General features: G+C 66.2%; 15 protein-coding genes. 8 read left to right on the top strand and 7 right to left on the bottom strand.

The window, feature by feature from the left end:
- Window positions 1-22 precede the first annotated feature (22 nt).
- Both Q9Q79_RS00180 and Q9Q79_RS00175 read right to left on the bottom strand, forming a co-directional pair.
- Window positions 23-766: a hypothetical protein gene (locus tag Q9Q79_RS00180; RefSeq protein WP_005411783.1), complete on the bottom strand. Its 744-nt coding sequence runs from the start codon at window positions 764-766 to the stop codon at window positions 23-25.
- Between the two features lie 147 nt (window positions 767-913).
- Window positions 914-1,399 (bottom strand): Lrp/AsnC family transcriptional regulator, encoded by a 486-nt coding sequence (locus Q9Q79_RS00175; RefSeq protein ID WP_005411782.1) that lies wholly within the window; start codon window positions 1,397-1,399, stop codon window positions 914-916.
- 125 nt (window positions 1,400-1,524) lie between these two features.
- On the opposite strand from Q9Q79_RS00175, the gene phhA reads away from it, so the two are divergent.
- Entirely contained in the window at window positions 1,525-2,418 is an 894-nt protein-coding gene (gene phhA, locus Q9Q79_RS00170; protein ID WP_201863882.1) for a phenylalanine 4-monooxygenase, read from the top strand.
- A gap of 242 nt (window positions 2,419-2,660) precedes the next feature.
- The gene (locus tag Q9Q79_RS00165) at window positions 2,661-3,131 is read left to right on the top strand and encodes an Imm26 family immunity protein (RefSeq protein ID WP_012478677.1); all 471 of its coding nucleotides are present in this window, start codon (window positions 2,661-2,663) and stop codon (window positions 3,129-3,131) included.
- A 164-nt stretch (window positions 3,132-3,295) separates the two neighbouring features.
- Here Q9Q79_RS00165 and Q9Q79_RS00160 read toward each other — a convergent pair whose 3' ends face one another.
- A complete protein-coding gene (locus Q9Q79_RS00160; protein WP_024957474.1) occupies window positions 3,296-4,351 on the bottom strand; it encodes a LacI family DNA-binding transcriptional regulator in 1,056 nt (351 codons plus the stop codon).
- A 238-nt stretch (window positions 4,352-4,589) separates the two neighbouring features.
- Here Q9Q79_RS00160 and Q9Q79_RS00155 point away from each other — a divergent pair, with 238 nt between their 5' ends.
- From Q9Q79_RS00155 to Q9Q79_RS00140, 4 genes are all read left to right on the top strand, one after another.
- Complete coding sequence (locus Q9Q79_RS00155) at window positions 4,590-5,180, top strand: cysteine dioxygenase family protein (protein ID WP_005411799.1); 591 nt, start codon at window positions 4,590-4,592, stop codon at window positions 5,178-5,180.
- 113 nt (window positions 5,181-5,293) lie between these two features.
- Window positions 5,294-5,932, top strand: a complete 639-nt coding sequence (gene eda, locus Q9Q79_RS00150; RefSeq protein ID WP_005411778.1) for a bifunctional 4-hydroxy-2-oxoglutarate aldolase/2-dehydro-3-deoxy-phosphogluconate aldolase — start codon at window positions 5,294-5,296, stop codon at window positions 5,930-5,932.
- A gap of 96 nt (window positions 5,933-6,028) precedes the next feature.
- Window positions 6,029-7,057 (top strand): alcohol dehydrogenase AdhP, encoded by a 1,029-nt coding sequence (adhP, locus tag Q9Q79_RS00145; RefSeq protein WP_033833528.1) that lies wholly within the window; start codon window positions 6,029-6,031, stop codon window positions 7,055-7,057.
- Window positions 7,058-7,224: 167 nt separating this feature from the next.
- A complete protein-coding gene (locus tag Q9Q79_RS00140; RefSeq protein WP_005411776.1) occupies window positions 7,225-7,617 on the top strand; it encodes a hypothetical protein in 393 nt (130 codons plus the stop codon).
- Between the two features lie 71 nt (window positions 7,618-7,688).
- On the opposite strand, the gene ligD is transcribed toward Q9Q79_RS00140, so the two are convergent.
- The 3 genes from ligD to Q9Q79_RS00125 all read right to left on the bottom strand — a co-directional run bounded on the left by ligD (window position 7,689) and on the right by Q9Q79_RS00125 (window position 11,662).
- Window positions 7,689-10,175 carry a DNA ligase D gene (ligD, locus tag Q9Q79_RS00135; protein ID WP_201863881.1) on the bottom strand — a complete coding sequence of 829 codons (2,487 nt, stop codon included), beginning with the start codon at window positions 10,173-10,175 and terminating at the stop codon, window positions 7,689-7,691.
- 3 nt (window positions 10,176-10,178) lie between these two features.
- Entirely contained in the window at window positions 10,179-11,099 is a 921-nt protein-coding gene (locus Q9Q79_RS00130; RefSeq protein ID WP_201863879.1) for a Ku protein, read from the bottom strand.
- Between the two features lie 164 nt (window positions 11,100-11,263).
- Window positions 11,264-11,662, bottom strand: a complete 399-nt coding sequence (locus Q9Q79_RS00125; RefSeq protein ID WP_014035432.1) for a hypothetical protein — start codon at window positions 11,660-11,662, stop codon at window positions 11,264-11,266.
- Window positions 11,663-11,809: 147 nt separating this feature from the next.
- Here Q9Q79_RS00125 and Q9Q79_RS00120 point away from each other — a divergent pair, with 147 nt between their 5' ends.
- Window positions 11,810-12,148: a hypothetical protein gene (locus Q9Q79_RS00120; RefSeq protein ID WP_005411772.1), complete on the top strand. Its 339-nt coding sequence runs from the start codon at window positions 11,810-11,812 to the stop codon at window positions 12,146-12,148.
- Between the two features lie 80 nt (window positions 12,149-12,228).
- Here Q9Q79_RS00120 and Q9Q79_RS00115 read toward each other — a convergent pair whose 3' ends face one another.
- Entirely contained in the window at window positions 12,229-14,322 is a 2,094-nt protein-coding gene (locus Q9Q79_RS00115; RefSeq protein ID WP_201863878.1) for a TonB-dependent receptor, read from the bottom strand.
- A gap of 171 nt (window positions 14,323-14,493) precedes the next feature.
- Here Q9Q79_RS00115 and Q9Q79_RS00110 point away from each other — a divergent pair, with 171 nt between their 5' ends.
- The gene (locus Q9Q79_RS00110; protein WP_005411770.1) at window positions 14,494-15,696 is read left to right on the top strand and encodes an amino acid aminotransferase; all 1,203 of its coding nucleotides are present in this window, start codon (window positions 14,494-14,496) and stop codon (window positions 15,694-15,696) included.
- Window positions 15,697-15,797 lie beyond the last annotated feature (101 nt).

Below are 15,797 nucleotides of genomic sequence, written 5' to 3'. Positions count from 1 at the left end.
CCCCCAGGGGCCTCACGACGGGTCAGGCGCCGATCTGGGCCAGTGCGTCGTTGGCTGCGGCCGTCACCGAGCTGCCGTAGCCATGGATGTACGAGCCGTTGCAGACCAGCGTGGCGTGCAGAATGACGCCATTGATTTCGGCCTTCTCGAAGTTGCAGCTCTGGCCTGCCGCTGTGGAGTAACGCATCAGTCGCATGGCGATGACGTTGGCGTCATCGATGCTGGCACCGAGCCCACTGATGGACCAGCTCTTCAGGGTCTGCGTGTTGCCGCAGTCGTAGCGGAAACGGAACCCCCAGGATTCCGGATAGTACGAACCCTGCAGCGGCGCTGCGCAATGGGTACCCGTGGCCGCCATTTCCGTCGCGATGGCCAGCGAGTTGCGCGCCGCGGTGGTGGGTGAGTTGCCCACGCCGGCGATCGACCAGCCATTGCAGACAAACTGGGCGAAAACACCCTTGCCGTAGGCACCACTGACGATGCTGCTGGCATCCGCGCTGCAGCTCACGCCGGCCTGCAGCACCGCCATGAAGCCGTTGAGGTTCTCCACCGCTTCATTGACCGAGACGCCGATTCCATAGACATAGCTACCATTGCACTGGCGCTTGGCCAGCGTCGACGAGTTGCTGGTCATGCCGACGAATTCAGTGGTACCGCAACTCAGCGCCAGAGGTTGGGCGTTGGCGATCTGGGGGGAAGCACCCGCAGCGGCCGGCATCAGGCCAGCGACAAGCAGGGCAATGACTGGAGCAAGGCAGACTTTCATGTCGATCTCTCCGGACAGGGTTGTCCAGTGAGTCTAGGAAGGCTGATTGCGTCACTCTGTCAGAGGTTCATCCGTCTCGCCGTAGGAAAATGCCTTGCGTCGCCCAGGATGCAAAGCAAGTCACGCTCTCCCACATCCGCCGGATGATCACGACTCCAGCTGCGAAAGCGGCAATGCCTGGAAGCCCTTCACCGTGCGCAGCACGAAGCTGGAATTGGCATCGGCCACGCCACCGGCGTTGAGCAACCGGTCCAGCAGGAAGCGAGAGAAGTGCTCCAGGTCGCGCACGTAGACGTGCAGCAGGTAGTCCATGTCGCCGGTCAGCGCATGGCAGGCCACCACCTCGTCCCACGCTTGCACGCTGTCCACGAAGTGGCCGATGGCGGCCTGGTCGTGCTTTTCCAGCTGCACGCGCACGAAGGCCTGCAGGCCCAGCCGCAGCTGCCGCGGCTCCAGCCGCGCGCCATAGCCGACGATCACACCCTCGCTTTCCAGCCGCTGCAACCGCCGCAGGCAGGCCGAAGGCGAAAGATTCACCCGCGCCGCCAGTTCGGCGTTGGTGGCGCGCCCATCCCGCTGGATTTCAGCCAGCAGGCGTATATCCGTGCGATCAAACTGGACTTCTCCGGCCATTGTTGCCCCGCAACATGGTGAGTACGCAAGGATATTGCGCCAACAGGGCCAACGGGCGCAACTTTTGCAACCCTGTTGCGCATGCTCTGCCCTAGCATCGTAGGCATCCCGTCAAGGAGTGCCCCATGGACCTCGCCCAGCCCCGCCGCGTCGAACACCAGCAGACCGACAAGGGCTACGTGCCGGTGTACACCACCGCGCTCGTCGAGCAGCCGTGGGACACCTATACCGCCGACGACCACGCCACCTGGAGCACGCTGTACCAGCGCCAGCGCGAGCTGCTGGTCGGCCGCGCCTGCCAGGAGTTCCTGGATGCACAGGACGAGATGGGCATGAGCGCGCACATGATTCCGCGCTTCGACCAGCTCAATGAATTACTCGGCGCCGCCACCGGCTGGACCCTGGTCGGCGTTGAAGGCCTGCTGCCGGAACTGGATTTCTTCGATCACCTGGCCAATCGCCGTTTTCCGGTGACCTGGTGGATCCGTCGCCCGGACCAGATTGATTACATCGCCGAGCCGGACCTGTTCCACGATCTGTTCGGCCACGTGCCGCTGCTGATGAACCCGGTGTTCGCCGACTACATGGAGGCGTACGGCCGTGGCGGCGTCAAAGCCCACGCGATCGGCCCGGACGCGCTGCAGAACCTCACGCGCCTGTACTGGTACACGGTGGAATTCGGCCTGATCGACACGCCCGAGGGCCTGCGCATCTACGGCGCCGGCATCGTGTCGTCGAAGGGCGAGTCGCTGTACTCGCTGGAATCGGCCGCGCCCAACCGCATCGGCTTCGACCTGCAGCGGATCATGCGCACGAAGTACCGCATCGACACCTTCCAGAAGACCTACTTCGTCATCGACAGCTTCGAACAGCTGATGCAGGCGACGTCGCCGGACTTCACCCCGATCTACGCGGCACTGGCCAGCCAGGCGCATCTGCCGGCAGGCGATGTGCAGGGCGATGACCGCGTGTTCCAGAAGGGCACCGGTGAAGGCTGGGCCGACGGCGGCGACGTGTAAGGTGTATGAGTGCTGCGCGACCGATGGAAGATGACTGCCGTTATGCAATGCGTGACACTCTGTCGCAATCGGCCTTGAACTTCGGTTCGAGGTCGAATCATCCTCTACGCACTGTCCTATCTGATTGACCAAAATTGATCGAGGCCGCGCTCGATCGAGAGACAGTCATACCGCAAGGGCTGTGCTGCACCGACTGCTACCCCAAGCTACCAGCCATTCATTAGAGATGATTTCACCCGCAGATGAGCGTTGAGACCAAGCCCAGGAAGAGGGTCCGCGTCATCGCTGGAGACGTCTATGCTGTTCCATTGGATGCTGAGCATCAGAGCTTTGGCTATATTCGTGCATATCGGGACGTTGACATCGCCGTCCTTCCTGTTTTGTCCAAAGGACGCATTCTCTCCATCACGCAGATTTCTACCTTAAACAGCGTATTGGACGTGTTCCTGTTTCAGGAGGCGATCAGGGAGGGCAGATGGCCACGCGTCGGCAATGTGCCATTCGAGGACGATGCCTCCGCATGGGCCCCACCCAGGAAGCAGGTTGCCGCGATACGACCGGATGTCAGGATGGTCGTCTTTCAGGGTCACTTCATTCCGGCCGCCAAGTTCGGCCAGTACGACAATCTCCCTGAATTTCGCAAATTCGACGAAAACGATGTCATCGAGGAGATACTGCGAAGATCCGGCGATTTTTTGGTCTTCGACTCGTAAGAAATACTGGTTTCGCAACACTAGAGAGCTGGGGGCCGACGGCGGCGACGTGTAAGCGCACGGCGCACACCGCTTTGCACTGAAAACGGCGCACCTCGATGCGCCGTTCTCGTTGATACCTGATGCCTGATGCCTTCGCGGCGGTGCAGGCGAGGGCAGGGCACTCAGGCGTCCACGGCGCGGCAGGAACCACGCACCATCAACTGCGGATGCACGCTGGCTGCGGTCGGCGCATCCGGCAGATCGGTCTGCACCAGCATCGCTGCGGCCATGCGGCCGATGTCGGACACGTGGCGGCGCACCGAAGTCAGCGGCGGCCACAGCCGCGAGGCCAGCGGGCTGTCGTCGTAGCTGACGATCGACAGCTGCTGTGGCACGGCAATACCCGCACGCAGCGCGACCTGGTAGACACCGGCCGCCATCTCGTCGTTGCCGGCGAAGATCGCACTGGGGCGGCGTTCCCCCAGCAGCAACCGTTCGGCGGCATGCACGCCGGATTCGAAGGTGTCGCCCGCTTCCAGCACACGCTCGCCCGGCAAGGTCAGCCCCACCTGGGCCAACCGGTCAAGGAAGCCATGGGTACGCTCACGCGCCGCGCGCCGGTCACCCGGTCCGGCGATCACCGCGATGTCGCGGTGGCCGAGCGAGAGCAGGTAGCCCGCTGCTGCTGCCGCGCCATCGCGATCGTGGGTGACCACCGCCTGCACGTCTTCTTCCGACGCATGCGCGTTGATCCGCACGTAGCGGCAGTCGATGTCGTCCAGCATCTGCGCGAGTGCAACCGATTCGGATGCACGCGGGCCGAGGATCACCCCATGCAGCTTCTGCTGCTGCACGAAGCGGCGCACGCCGTCCGCACAGTCCGGATCCTGGCTGTTGCACGGGTGCACCACCAGCTCATAGCCGGTGCCGCGCAGCGCTTCCAGCGCGCCGTGCTGCAGGTCGACAATGCATTGGGCGCCCGGGTCGTCGTACACCAGCCCGATCAGGAAGGAGCGGCGGAACGCGAGTCCGCGCGCCAGGGGGTCGGGCACGTAACCGACCTCGCGCATCAACGCCTCGACCTTGTCGCGGGTGTCTTTGCGCACCAGCGGCGAGTTGTTGATGATTCTTGAAACCGTTTTCTTGGAAACTCCCGACAGTCGTGCGATGTCGTTGATCGTGGCAGCCTTGCCTTTCGATGCCGGCAACGCGGCATCGCTCATATTTCGCACTGACATGTATAGAACCAGGTAAGTCGGAGAATTCTAGCCTTGCGCGCGTCGGGCGCGAAGTTGCGGAATGTCGCAGCTGGAGCGGCACAGACCGTGTTCGACACGTTCCACCGCGTGGGGTTCCATTGTGATCGCTCTACTGCGTTTGCATCTGAACCGTTTTTCACGCGTGCTTGCCATGAATGCGGGTGCCACGCGCGCGAACACCAACATTCCCTTAACCATGCTCCGCTACAGTCGGGGCATGGACCTGCAGACCTCTCCGTTTCCGGCGTTCCGTGGCCGCGACAGGTTGATCGCCGCAGTCGACGCGGCGATGACCTCCGGTGATGCCGGGCGCATCACCGCCGACCTGCAGCTGGCGCTGCAGGAAGCCATTGCGGACAGCCGCATCGAGCTACCCGAATGCGTGCACCGTCCGGTCAGTGATCATTACGCGCGACGCCCGCTGTACCACAGCCAGGAACACGGCTACAGCGTGATTGCCATGAGCTGGGGCCCAGGGCAGGGCACGCCGCTGCACGACCACGATGCCATGTGGTGTGTGGAGGGCGTGTGGTTGGGGGAACTGGAGATCACCCGTTACGAGCTGCTGGAATGCGCCGGCGAACGCTGGCGCTTCCGACGCCACGCCGCGCTGCGCGGCGGCTGCGGCAGCGCCGGCAGCCTCATTCCACCTCACGAATACCACACCCTGCGCAATGCCAGCGATGAAGCCCTGGCCATTTCGGTGCATGTATACGAAGCGCCGATGGAACGTTCGGCGGTGTTCGACCCGCTTGGGGGTGACTGGTACCAACGCCGCATCCAGGCACTGCAGGCCGACGCAGTCTGAATCCGCCGCAGGGCAGGGTACCAGCACCTTCGCAGCGTGCATGGCATCATGCGCCGCTGCGCTGCCGGACCCGGCGGCGATCCGCGATGCCCCATCGGGCAAGGAGCAAGACCATGTCCAGCGCTGATCCGCGCCTGCGCGCGCTGTTGAAGCTGGCACCGGTGATTCCGGTGTACACCCCCGAAGATGTGAATGAGGCGGTCGAAGTGGCCCAGGCGCTGTTCCGCGGCGGCCTGCCGGTGATCGAAGTGACGCTGCGCACGCCGCAGGCGCTGGATGCGATCAAGGCCATGGTCGAGGCCGTGCCCGATGCTGTCATCGGCGCCGGCACCGTGCTCAACGCCACGCAGATGCAGGCGGCGAAGCAGGCCGGCGCGCGCTTCGCGGTGTCGCCCGGTGCAACGCCGGCGCTGTATGCCGCCGCGCGCGATGCCGACCTGCCGTACCTGCCCGGTGCCGCCACCGCCTCGGACCTGATCCTGGGCCTGGAGCACGGCACGGACACCTTCAAGTTCTTCCCGGCGGTGCAGGCCGGTGGCGCTGCGTTGCTGGCGGCCTGGCACGGCCCGTTTGCCGACGTGCGGTTCTGCCCGACCGGTGGCATCAGCGCGCAGACCGCGCCGCAGTTCCTGCACCTGCCCAACGTGCTGTGCGTGGGCGGTTCGTGGCTGACCACCCCGGCGCTGCTGCAGACCCGTGACTGGGACGCCATCGAACGACTGGCGCGCGAAGCATCGGTGCTGGCCAGCTGAACCTGCTGCACGGATCTTCAAAGGTTTGATCGTGATCAAAGCGCCGGCCTCGAGCCGGCGTCATTCTGTGGGCAAGCGCACTGCGGAGATCCGAACATGCAATCCACCATGAAGGCCGCCGTCGTACGCGAGTTCGGCAAGCCGCTGGTCATCGAGGAAGTCTCGGTACCGCGCCCGGGGGCGGGCGAGGTGCTGGTCAGGATCGAGGCCTGTGGCGTCTGCCACACCGACCTGCACGCCGCCGAGGGCGACTGGCCGGTGAAACCGAACCCGCCATTCATCCCCGGCCACGAGGGCGTGGGGCACGTCGTGGCCGTGGGAGGCGGGGTAGGGCACGTCAAGGAAGGCGACAGGGTCGGCATCCCCTGGTTGTACTCGGCGTGTGGCCATTGCGAACACTGCCTGGGTGGCTGGGAAACGCTGTGCGAGACGCAGCGCAACACCGGTTACTCGGTCAACGGCGGCTTCGCCGAGTACGCACTGGCCGATGCCAACTATGTCGGCCTGCTTCCGAAGGAAGTGGGCTTCGTCGAGATCGCGCCGGTGCTGTGCGCCGGCGTGACCGTCTACAAGGGCCTGAAGGTGACCGACACCAAGCCCGGGGACTGGGTGGCGGTTTCCGGCATCGGTGGCCTGGGCCACATGGCGGTGCAGTACGCCCGTGCGATGGGCCTGAACGTGGCTGCGGTGGACGTGGACGACAACAAGCTGGCATTGGCCCGGCAGCTCGGCGCGCAGATCACCGTGAACGCGCGTACCACCGATCCGGCCGCATTCCTCAGGAAGGAGATCGGCGGCGCGCACGGCGCTCTGGTCACCGCAGTGTCGCCCAAGGCGTTCGAACAGGCTCTGGGCATGGTCCGCCGCGGTGGCACCGTGTCGCTCAATGGCCTGCCGCCCGGCAACTTCCCGCTGGACATCTTCGGCATGGTGCTCAACGGCATCACCGTGCGCGGCTCGATCGTCGGCACCCGGCTGGATCTGCAGGAGTCACTGCAGTTCGCCGCCGAAGGCAAGGTCGCAGCCACGGTCAGCACCGACCGCCTGGAGAACATCAACGACGTGTTCGCGCGCATGCACGCGGGCACCATCGAAGGCCGCGTGGTGCTCGACTTCGCCGCCTGACTGCCTGTGCATGGCCGCCGCTGCTCCGTACCCCTCTCCCACGGGCACGGCGGCCATGCCGATCCATCGGTAGTGCCGGCCGCTGGCCGGCAAAACCCCAGTCGGTTCGGTAGTGCCGGCCGCTGGCCGGCAACGCGGGCACTCTGTGGCAGCCGTACAATACGCGCATGCCTGGCCTGCTCAAGACCCTGTTCCTGTCCATCGTCGCCCTGATCGGCGGCGTGCTGTCGCTTGCGCTGGTCAGCAGCGTCGCCGGCTGGCTGCCGCCGTTGCTGGGCCTGTCGCCGGACAGCAACAGCGTGCAGCTGGGGTGGGACCTGGCCTTCAGCGTACTCGGTGGCGTCGCCGGCATTTCCTTCGCCACCTATTACGCGCCGTGCTGGCCGCGTTCACATGGCTTCTCGATCTGGTCGCTGATCGCGCTGGGCTGTGGCTACGCGATGTGGACGGCGGGTGCGGACTTCCCGTTCTGGTTCGTCATTTCGCTGTTGGCATCGCTGCCGTTGCAGCTGCTGGTGGGCTGGTGGTTCGGCCGCCGCCCCTCGCGCGATCTGCGCTGAGCGCATGCAGGTAGTGCCGGCCGCCGGCCGGCAACTGCAGGATGGCCGAGGTTGCCGGCCAGCGGCCGGCACTACCGCTTCAGCGACGGCAGCCTCTGCTTCAACCGCGCGATGCCCTGCCATGGGTCGCCCTTCAGCCGCTTGGCGCGCGCCAGCGCCTTGGCCATCGGAAACGCATCGGCCGCGCTCACCCGGGCCAGTTCTTCCCAGCGCAGCGGCACCGCCACGCCGGCAGCATCGCGCGCGCGCAGCGACCACGAACACACGCTGGTGGCACCGCGTGTGTTGCGCAGCCAATCGATGAAGATCACGCCGCCGCGCTTGGCCTTGCTCATCGTCGCCACGTAGCGATCAGGCTGCTCCAGCGCCATTGCCTGCGCGAACGCCTCGCAGAACGCCTTGGCCTCGTCCCAGCCAGCCTTGGGCTGCAGCGGCACCACCACGTGCACGCCCTTGCCACCGGACAGCCGCACGAAGCTCTGCAGGCCCACCTCCTGCAGGCGGTCACGGACATCGCGCGCAGCGGCCTTCACCTGTGCCCAGCTCACCCCTTCGCCGGGGTCGAGATCGAACACCAGACGATCCGGGTGCTCGGGATCGGCCACGGTCGCGCCCCACGGATGCAGTTCCAGGGTATTCATCTGCACCAGCTGCAGCAGGCCCCGCGCATCGTCGACGTAGACGTAATCCTCGCGGCCGCTCTTCTGCTGCAGGGGTACCGCATGTACCGCGTCCCCCAGGCCGGGGCCATGGTGCTTCTGGAAGAAGCAGGCCTTGCCCACGCCGTCCGGGCAGCGCAGCAGTGACAGCGGACGTCCGGCAATCTCGGGCAGGATCCAGCGCGCCATGCGCTGGTAGTAATCGGCCACGTCACCCTTGCGCAGTTTCTGCCTTGGAAACACCACCCGCTCCGGATGAGTGATCTCGACCTCGCCTCCGGTTTCGGTTTCTGCGGTGCTCATTCCCAGGTCCTCCTTCTGCTTGTCGCTGCGCAGTCGCTTGAAACTGGCCTGGCGCAGCAGGCCTTCCTTGCCCCAGCCACGGAAGGCCACCTCGGCAACCGCCACCGGCTTCACCCAGCGTACGCTGGCAGCGCGGAACGGCACATGCGCCGGCAGCTGCAGCACGGGCGTCTTCACCACCAATGGCTGCAGTGCCTTGAGCAGCGCGCGCAGGCTTTGGTCGTCGAAACCGGTGCCAACGCGGCCCACATAGCGCAAGCCGCCCTTGTCCGGCGTCGCCAGCAGCAGCGAGCCGAACCCCACCCGGGAACCCTTGGGTGCCGTGTAGCCGACGATCAGGAACTCGTCGGTGTCTTCGTGCTTCACCTTCACCCAGCTGCGCGCGCGGGTATTCACGTACGGGGCATCCACCTGCTTGCTGACGATGCCTTCGAATCCGGCCTTGCCACTGGCATCGAACACCTGCGGGCCATGGTCGATCACGTGCTCGCTGAAGGCCAGGGTGCCAGGCGCCGGCCCAATGAGCTCTTTCAGGAGTGCTTTGCGCTCCAGCAACGGCGCACGACTGATATCCGCTCCAGCCACGCCCGGAAGATCGAACATGATGTAGCGCAGCGGTTGCTTCGAACTGCCGTCGATCACCCGCTGCAACGCTGCGAAGTCACTGCGTCCCTCCTTGTCCAGCACCACCAGTTCGCCGTCCAGGCGTGCATCGCGCACCGGCAGCGCCTGCACGGCCTGCACCACTTCGGGAAAATCACCGGTCCAATCCAGACCATTGCGGGAGCGCAGCTTGACCTCGCCATTGTGCAGATCCGCCAGCAGGCGATAGCCATCCCACTTGATCTCGTGAAGCCAGCGGTCGCCGTCCGGCGCACTGTCGCGATGATCGGTCAACTGCGGTTTGAATGCATGCGGGTAGGGTGCGTCACGTGCGCCGTGCAGTTGCAGCGCGCGTGCATGCCAGCGCACATCGGCCTTGCGTGTGGTCGTGCGTGCTACGGGTGCAGCTCGCGCCGTCTTGTCCGCGGAACGCTTCTTCGCCGCAGGTGTTCGTTTGGGCATCGGTGCCGTCAGCAGGTCATCCGCCTCCGCGTCGCGCGCTTCCCCGTCACCGCGCTTGATCAACAGCCACTGCACCTGGCGTCCTTTCATCGCGGTCCGCACCAGCTTCCAGCCACCGGCCAGGCGTTGTCCATGCAGCACGAAGTCGATCCTGCCCGCCGCCAGTGCCTGCAGTGGATCGCCTTCACAGGCCCAGGTGCCGTGATCGAAGACTTCCACGTGGCCCGCACCATAGTGGCCTTCAGGAATGTCTCCCTCGAAACCGGCGTAGGAGAGCGGATGGTCTTCCACTTCCACGGCCAGCCGCTTTTCACCGACGCGCAGGGAAGGCCCCTTGGGCACCGCCCAGCTCTTCAGTACGCCGTCCATTTCCAGGCGGAAGTCATAGTGACGCGAGCTGGCATGGTGCAGCTGGATGACAAAGGTCGGCCGCTGCTTCGGGTCGCCCGGTGCGGGCGTGTCGTCGGGCTCCGTTGTCTGCCCGGCGCCACCGCCAAGCCGGCGTTTGCGCCGATACTGGTGCAACGACATGGCTCACCCCGCCTTGCGTCGGGGTGCGGTCTTCTTTGCAGCCTTCTTCGTTGTCTTCTTTGCGGCCTTCTTCACTGGCGACTTGGCGGCTGCTTTGCGCGTTGCGGCCTTCTTCGCTGGCGTTCGCTTGTTCGCGTCCAGGCTCTTCTGCAGCAGCGCCATGAAGTCGACCACATTGGTACTGGCGTCCTCGCGCGGTGCCGGCTCATCGTCCACCCGCGTGGTGCCGCCCTTGGACTTGATGCGCTCGTTCAACACCTGCTGCAGGCGCTCGCGGAATTCATCGTGGTACTGCGACGGATCCCAGTCGCCGGCCATCGACTCGATCAACTGCTCGGCCATCGCCGTTTCCTTGCTGGTGATGCGGTAGTCGGACAGTTTGCCGGTGGGCAGCTTGTAGTCCTCGGGATCCACCAGTTCCTGCGGATAGCGCAGGATCATCAGCACCAGCGCGTCCTCATGCGGCATCACCGCACACAGGTATTCGCGCGTACGCACCACCACCCGCGCGATGCCCACCTTGCCGGTGCTGCGCAACGTTTCGCGCAGCAGCACATAGCCCTTCTCGGCCTTCTTGCCGGGCACCAGCAGATACGGTTTCTCGTAATAGCGCGGGTCGATCTGCGCCGCATCCACGAATGATTCCACCTCAACCGCTTCGTGGCTTTCAGGCGCGGCCGAGCGGATATCACCTTCCTCCAGCACGACATAACTGCCCTTGTCGTACTCATAGGCTTTGACGATGTCCTTCCAGGGCACTTCCTCGCCGGTGTCGGCGTTGACCCGTTCGAAACGGATCGGCTTGCGGTCGCGGGAATCGAGCATGCGGAACTGCAGGTCGACCTTGCGTTCGCCGGACATCAGCGACACCGGCACGTTGAGCAGGCCAAACGACAGCGTGCCGGTCCAGATCGGGCGGGCCATGGGCGTACCTTTGGCGGGGCAGGGCATCCAGCTTCGGATGGGCGGTGTAAACCACCCGTGTCGATACCGTGCACGTGGGTTCTACGCAGATGCGGTAGTGCCGGCCGCTGGCCGGCAGAGCTCGCGGCCTGAAGTTTCCTGGGGTTGCCGGCCAGCGGCCGGCACTACTGCAGCAACGGCCTCACCGCCGCCGCCGGAATATGGTCCAGCGCGCGCCAGGCGTCTTCCACCACCGGCCGCGCCTGCGACCAGCCCAACCGTGACTGCCCGCGCATCTGTTCCCAGTGCTCGGCCAGTTCCTCGCAGGTATCGGCGGCATCACCGCGTGGCCAATCCGCAGCATGCGTGGTCAACGCGAAGGCATACACCGGGCACAGGTCGCGCCAGTTCCGGTGGCTCTGCCCGCGGCGCTCCTCGTAGTCGCTGAGCATGTACTGCAGGTAGTCCTGCGCCACCGCCTGGGGGTCTTCATGGCGACGCGTACGGCGCTGCGCGGTGCGCTGGCCGAGCGGATCGAGCAGGGCGTTGAACACGGACGGTGCGGGTCGTTCAAGACGGGGCATGGCCGGCTCCTGCAGCGGGGGCGGGTGGGCAGGAATACGCGCGGTGCCGTTACCGGGGGGTGAGCGAGATGTTCATGACGCCAGGTTCGCAACGGCTTTACCTGCGGGGCGGTGTAGTGGAATCCCCCCAAGGGCAGGTACCAGACCATGAGCCGAGAGACCTCGCGAGACCCGCTGCGGGAGAACCACCCGCCCATTCCCGGCGAGCAGCGCGGCAAGCGCGATGCCGACAACGCCGACTACCGCGGAACCGGCGCGCCGTTCTTCGATGCCGAGCACGACCACCTGCCGGTGAAGCACGAGGCTGAACAGGCGGCCCAGGACCGCAAGGATGGCGGCGACCGCCATCGCGGTGGCCAGGAGAGCCCGCTCAAGCGCCGTGAACGCAAGCAGCGCGCCAGCGACAACCAGGACGAGGCGCTGGAGGAGACCTTCCCGGCCAGCGACCCGACCTCGCCGTTCGTGCCAGCCAAAGCCCCCGACTGACCGGTAGTGCCGGCCGCTGGCCGGCAACGTCTGGGCTGCCCTACACAGAGCGATGCCGGCCAGCGGCCGGCACTACCAACTCAACGCCACGACCATTGCAGGCCGACGTTGGCTCGCCGTCCCGGTCCCGGCTCGTAGAAGCGACCATTGCCGTCATTGACGATCACCGAGCCGATGTAGGCCTGGTCCAGCACGTTCTCCAGCCTGGCGAGGGCGCGCAGCTCGCCGCCCGGCAGCGTCCATCGACGGCCGGCTTCCAGGTGCAGCAGGGCGTAGCCCGGCGCGCGCTCGGTGGCCACGTCATTGACCACGGTATCGCTGCTGGCCGTTGCCTCCAGCGCCCACTGCCAATCGGCAGGGCTCCACTGCAGCCGGGCGAAGGCCTGCTGGCGCGGCACGCCGGGCAGGCGGCTGCCTGCAGCGACCAGGGTGTTCGAGGTCAGGTACGGCGAGCGCACCTGCGCCTGCAGCCAGGTCCACGCCAGCTGCAGTTCCAGGTGCTCGGCCAGCGGCTGTCGGTACTGCAGCTCCAGCCCCTGGCGGCGGGTGCGGCCAATGTTGCGGTAGGTGCTGCGTCCGCCGATATTGCTGGCAACGGCCAGCTCGTCGTCGGTATCTGCACGGAACAGGCTGATATCGAGTTGGTTGCCATCCTGTGCGTGCCACTTGCTGCCAACCTCGATGGAGCGGCTGCGCGCGGCGGCCAGATCCAGTGCCAGCCCGGCTTGGCCGTCGGCGCGATAGCCCAGTTCGTTGAAGGTGGGGGTCTCGAAACCACGCCCCACGGCCGCGTGCAGCCGCCACTGCGGGCTGGCCTCGAAGCTGACGCCTGCCACCGGCGTGGTCGCCTGGTAGCGGCGGTGGCCACTGTCGTCGGGGTTGGCGCCGACGATGTAGCGGTCATTCGATTCGAATCGCACGGCGCTGTGGCGCAGCCCGGCCAGCAGCGACCAACGCGGGCTCCATTGCCACCAGGCCTGGGTGAACTGATCCACGTTCTGCACGACGTCGATCTGGTCACGACGCAGCCGCCCACGCACGCCCAAGGCGCTGCCGATGAAGTTCTCGAAGCCGGTGCGGTGCTGGCGCTGGCGGTCGGCGCTGAGCCCGGCTACCAGGTCCAGCGGTCGCCCGGCCAGATCACCGTGCCAGCCCCAGCGCGCGTCCAGCCCGCCATAGCCGCCCTGCAGATCGATCACGCCGCCGGCATGCAGCGGGCTGTTGGTCTGGGGTGCCGGCGGAATCGGCAGGTACTGGCGTACCGCGCGCTGGCCGGCATAGCCCATCAATTGCCAGCGCTGCGCTCCCGTTTCACGGGTCCAGCGCAGGCCGGCCTGCTGCTGGCGCACGGTTTTGCGGGTGTTGTACTGGTGCGCGACTGCCGTGGCCTGGCGCGGATCAGCCGCCACCTGGGCACGGGTCAGGCCCAGCGGATCCTGCGCATCGGGGGCGTCAAGCGCATTGAGCAGCAGCTCCAGCCGCCCGCCGCCCAGCTCTCCACCGATGCGTGCGTTGAGCGATTCACGGCGCGCGCGGCTATGGTCCCGCCAGCCATCGGTGCGGAAGTGATTGGCGGCGATGTTGTAGTCCAGCACTTGACCGGCACCCTTCAGCTGCGCACCGACACTGAGCGTGTTGTCGGCGCCGGCATTCACGCGCAACCGCCAAGGGTCGCCGGCCTGGCCCTGCGCGCTCCAGACCTGCAGCACGCCGCCGGAGGAATTGCCGTACAACGCCGAGAACGGCCCGCGCAGCACCTCGATGCGCTCGGCGCCCAACAGGCTGGCATGCGACAGCTGACCCTGGCCGTCAGGCATGGTCGCCGGCACCCCGTCGATCAGCACCCGCACCCCGCGCACGCCAAAGGTCGAGCGTGCGCCGAAGCCACGAATCGACAGCTGCGTGTCCTGGGCGAAGTTCTGCCGGTCACGTGCCAGCAGTCCGGGGACCCCGGCCAAGGCCTCAGACAGCTGCGCGCCGGTGCCCGCGCGGCTGGCGTCGATCCAGACCGTGTCCTGGCTGGCCGGCAGCGCAAACGGATCGATGCCCGGCACCCGGGCGGCCTGTACCTGCACCGCAGGCAGGGCGGTGGGCGCAGGCTCGGCCACCGCCGTCCAGGGCGACAGCAGCAGGGCGGACAGCGGCAGGCAACGGTGTCGTGCGGCGGGATTCATGATTCAGGTTGATGGATCGGGCGGCAACGCACGCCATGGTACGGGGCCGCGGATGACGATGGCGGCGGCCAGCCCCGGCAGGCTTTGTTACGATGGGCTGTTTCCGGCCGAAAAGCCGCGGACCGCGTAGCGCACTTCCTCCCCCTTTCCGTCTACCGAACGAGTACCGCCGTGTCCTTCTTTGCAAACGTGGAACTGGTCCCAGGCGACCCGATCCTGGGCCTGACCGAGGCGTACAACGCCGACAGCCGCCCGACCAAGGTCAACCTGGGTGTGGGCATCTACTACGACGAGAGCGGCCGCATTCCGCTGCTGCGCGCCGTCAAGCAGATCGAGCAGCAGCTCGCCGCCGAGGCCAAACCGCGCGGCTACCTGCCGATCGATGGCCTGCCGGCGTACACGCAGGCGACGCGTGAGCTGGTGTTCGGCAAGGACTCGCCGCTGCTGGCCGCCGGCCGCGTCACCACCGCACAGACCGTCGGCGGCAGCGGTGCGCTGCGCGTCGGCGCCGACGTGCTGAAGAAGCTGCTGCCGCACGCCACCGTTGCGCTGAGCAACCCGAGCTGGGAAAACCACCGTGCGGTGTTCAGCGCCGCTGGTTTCGACGTGCTGGATTACACCTACTTCGACCCGAGCACCCATGGCGTCGATTTCGACGGCATGCTGGCCGACCTGGGCAAGCTGGACGCCGGCACCGTGGTGCTGCTGCACGCCTGCTGCCACAACCCCACCGGTGCCGACCTGACGGTCACCCAGTGGAAGCAGGTCGCGCAGCTGCTGAAGGACAAGCAGCTGTTCCCCTTCATCGACATGGCCTACCAGGGCTTCGACAAGGGCATCGAGCAGGACGGCGCCGCCGTGCGCATCATCGCCGAAGCCGGCATCGACAGCTTCATCGTCGCCAACTCGTACTCCAAGTCGTTCTCGCTGTACGGCGAGCGCGTGGGTGCGCTGTCGATGGTGGCACCGACCGCCGCTGACGCCAAGGCGGTGCAGTCGCAGGTCAAGCGCGTGATCCGCACCATCTACTCCAGCCCATCCACCCACGGTGCTGCGCTGGTGGCCGGCGTGCTGACCAACCCGGAACTGCGTGCGATGTGGGAGCAGGAGCTGACCGAGATGCGCGAGCGCATCCACGCCCTGCGCCAGGGCCTGGTCGAGAAGCTGGCTGCCGCTGGCGCGCCGCAGTTCGGTTTCATCAACGAACAGGCCGGCATGTTCTCCTACTCCGGCCTGAGCCGCGAGCAGGTCGAGCGTCTGCGCGACGAGTTCGGCATCTACGCCGTCGGCACCGGCCGCATCTGCGTGGCGGCGTTGAACCAGAACAACCTGGAATACGTCGCCAAGGCCGTGGCCACCGTCGCCAAGGGCTGAAACAACGCTCCAGTAGCTTGAAGACAAAGGCGCCGAAAGGCGCCTTTGTTTTTTGCTTTTGTTCTTACCCTCCCACCGCGCTCGCGGCGAACCCTGAAGCG

It is taken from the genome of Stenotrophomonas sp. a6, from assembly GCF_030913325.1.
GTDB lineage: Bacteria > Pseudomonadota > Gammaproteobacteria > Xanthomonadales > Xanthomonadaceae > Stenotrophomonas > Stenotrophomonas maltophilia.
This window is presented reverse-complemented; position numbering and strand designations above follow the sequence as displayed.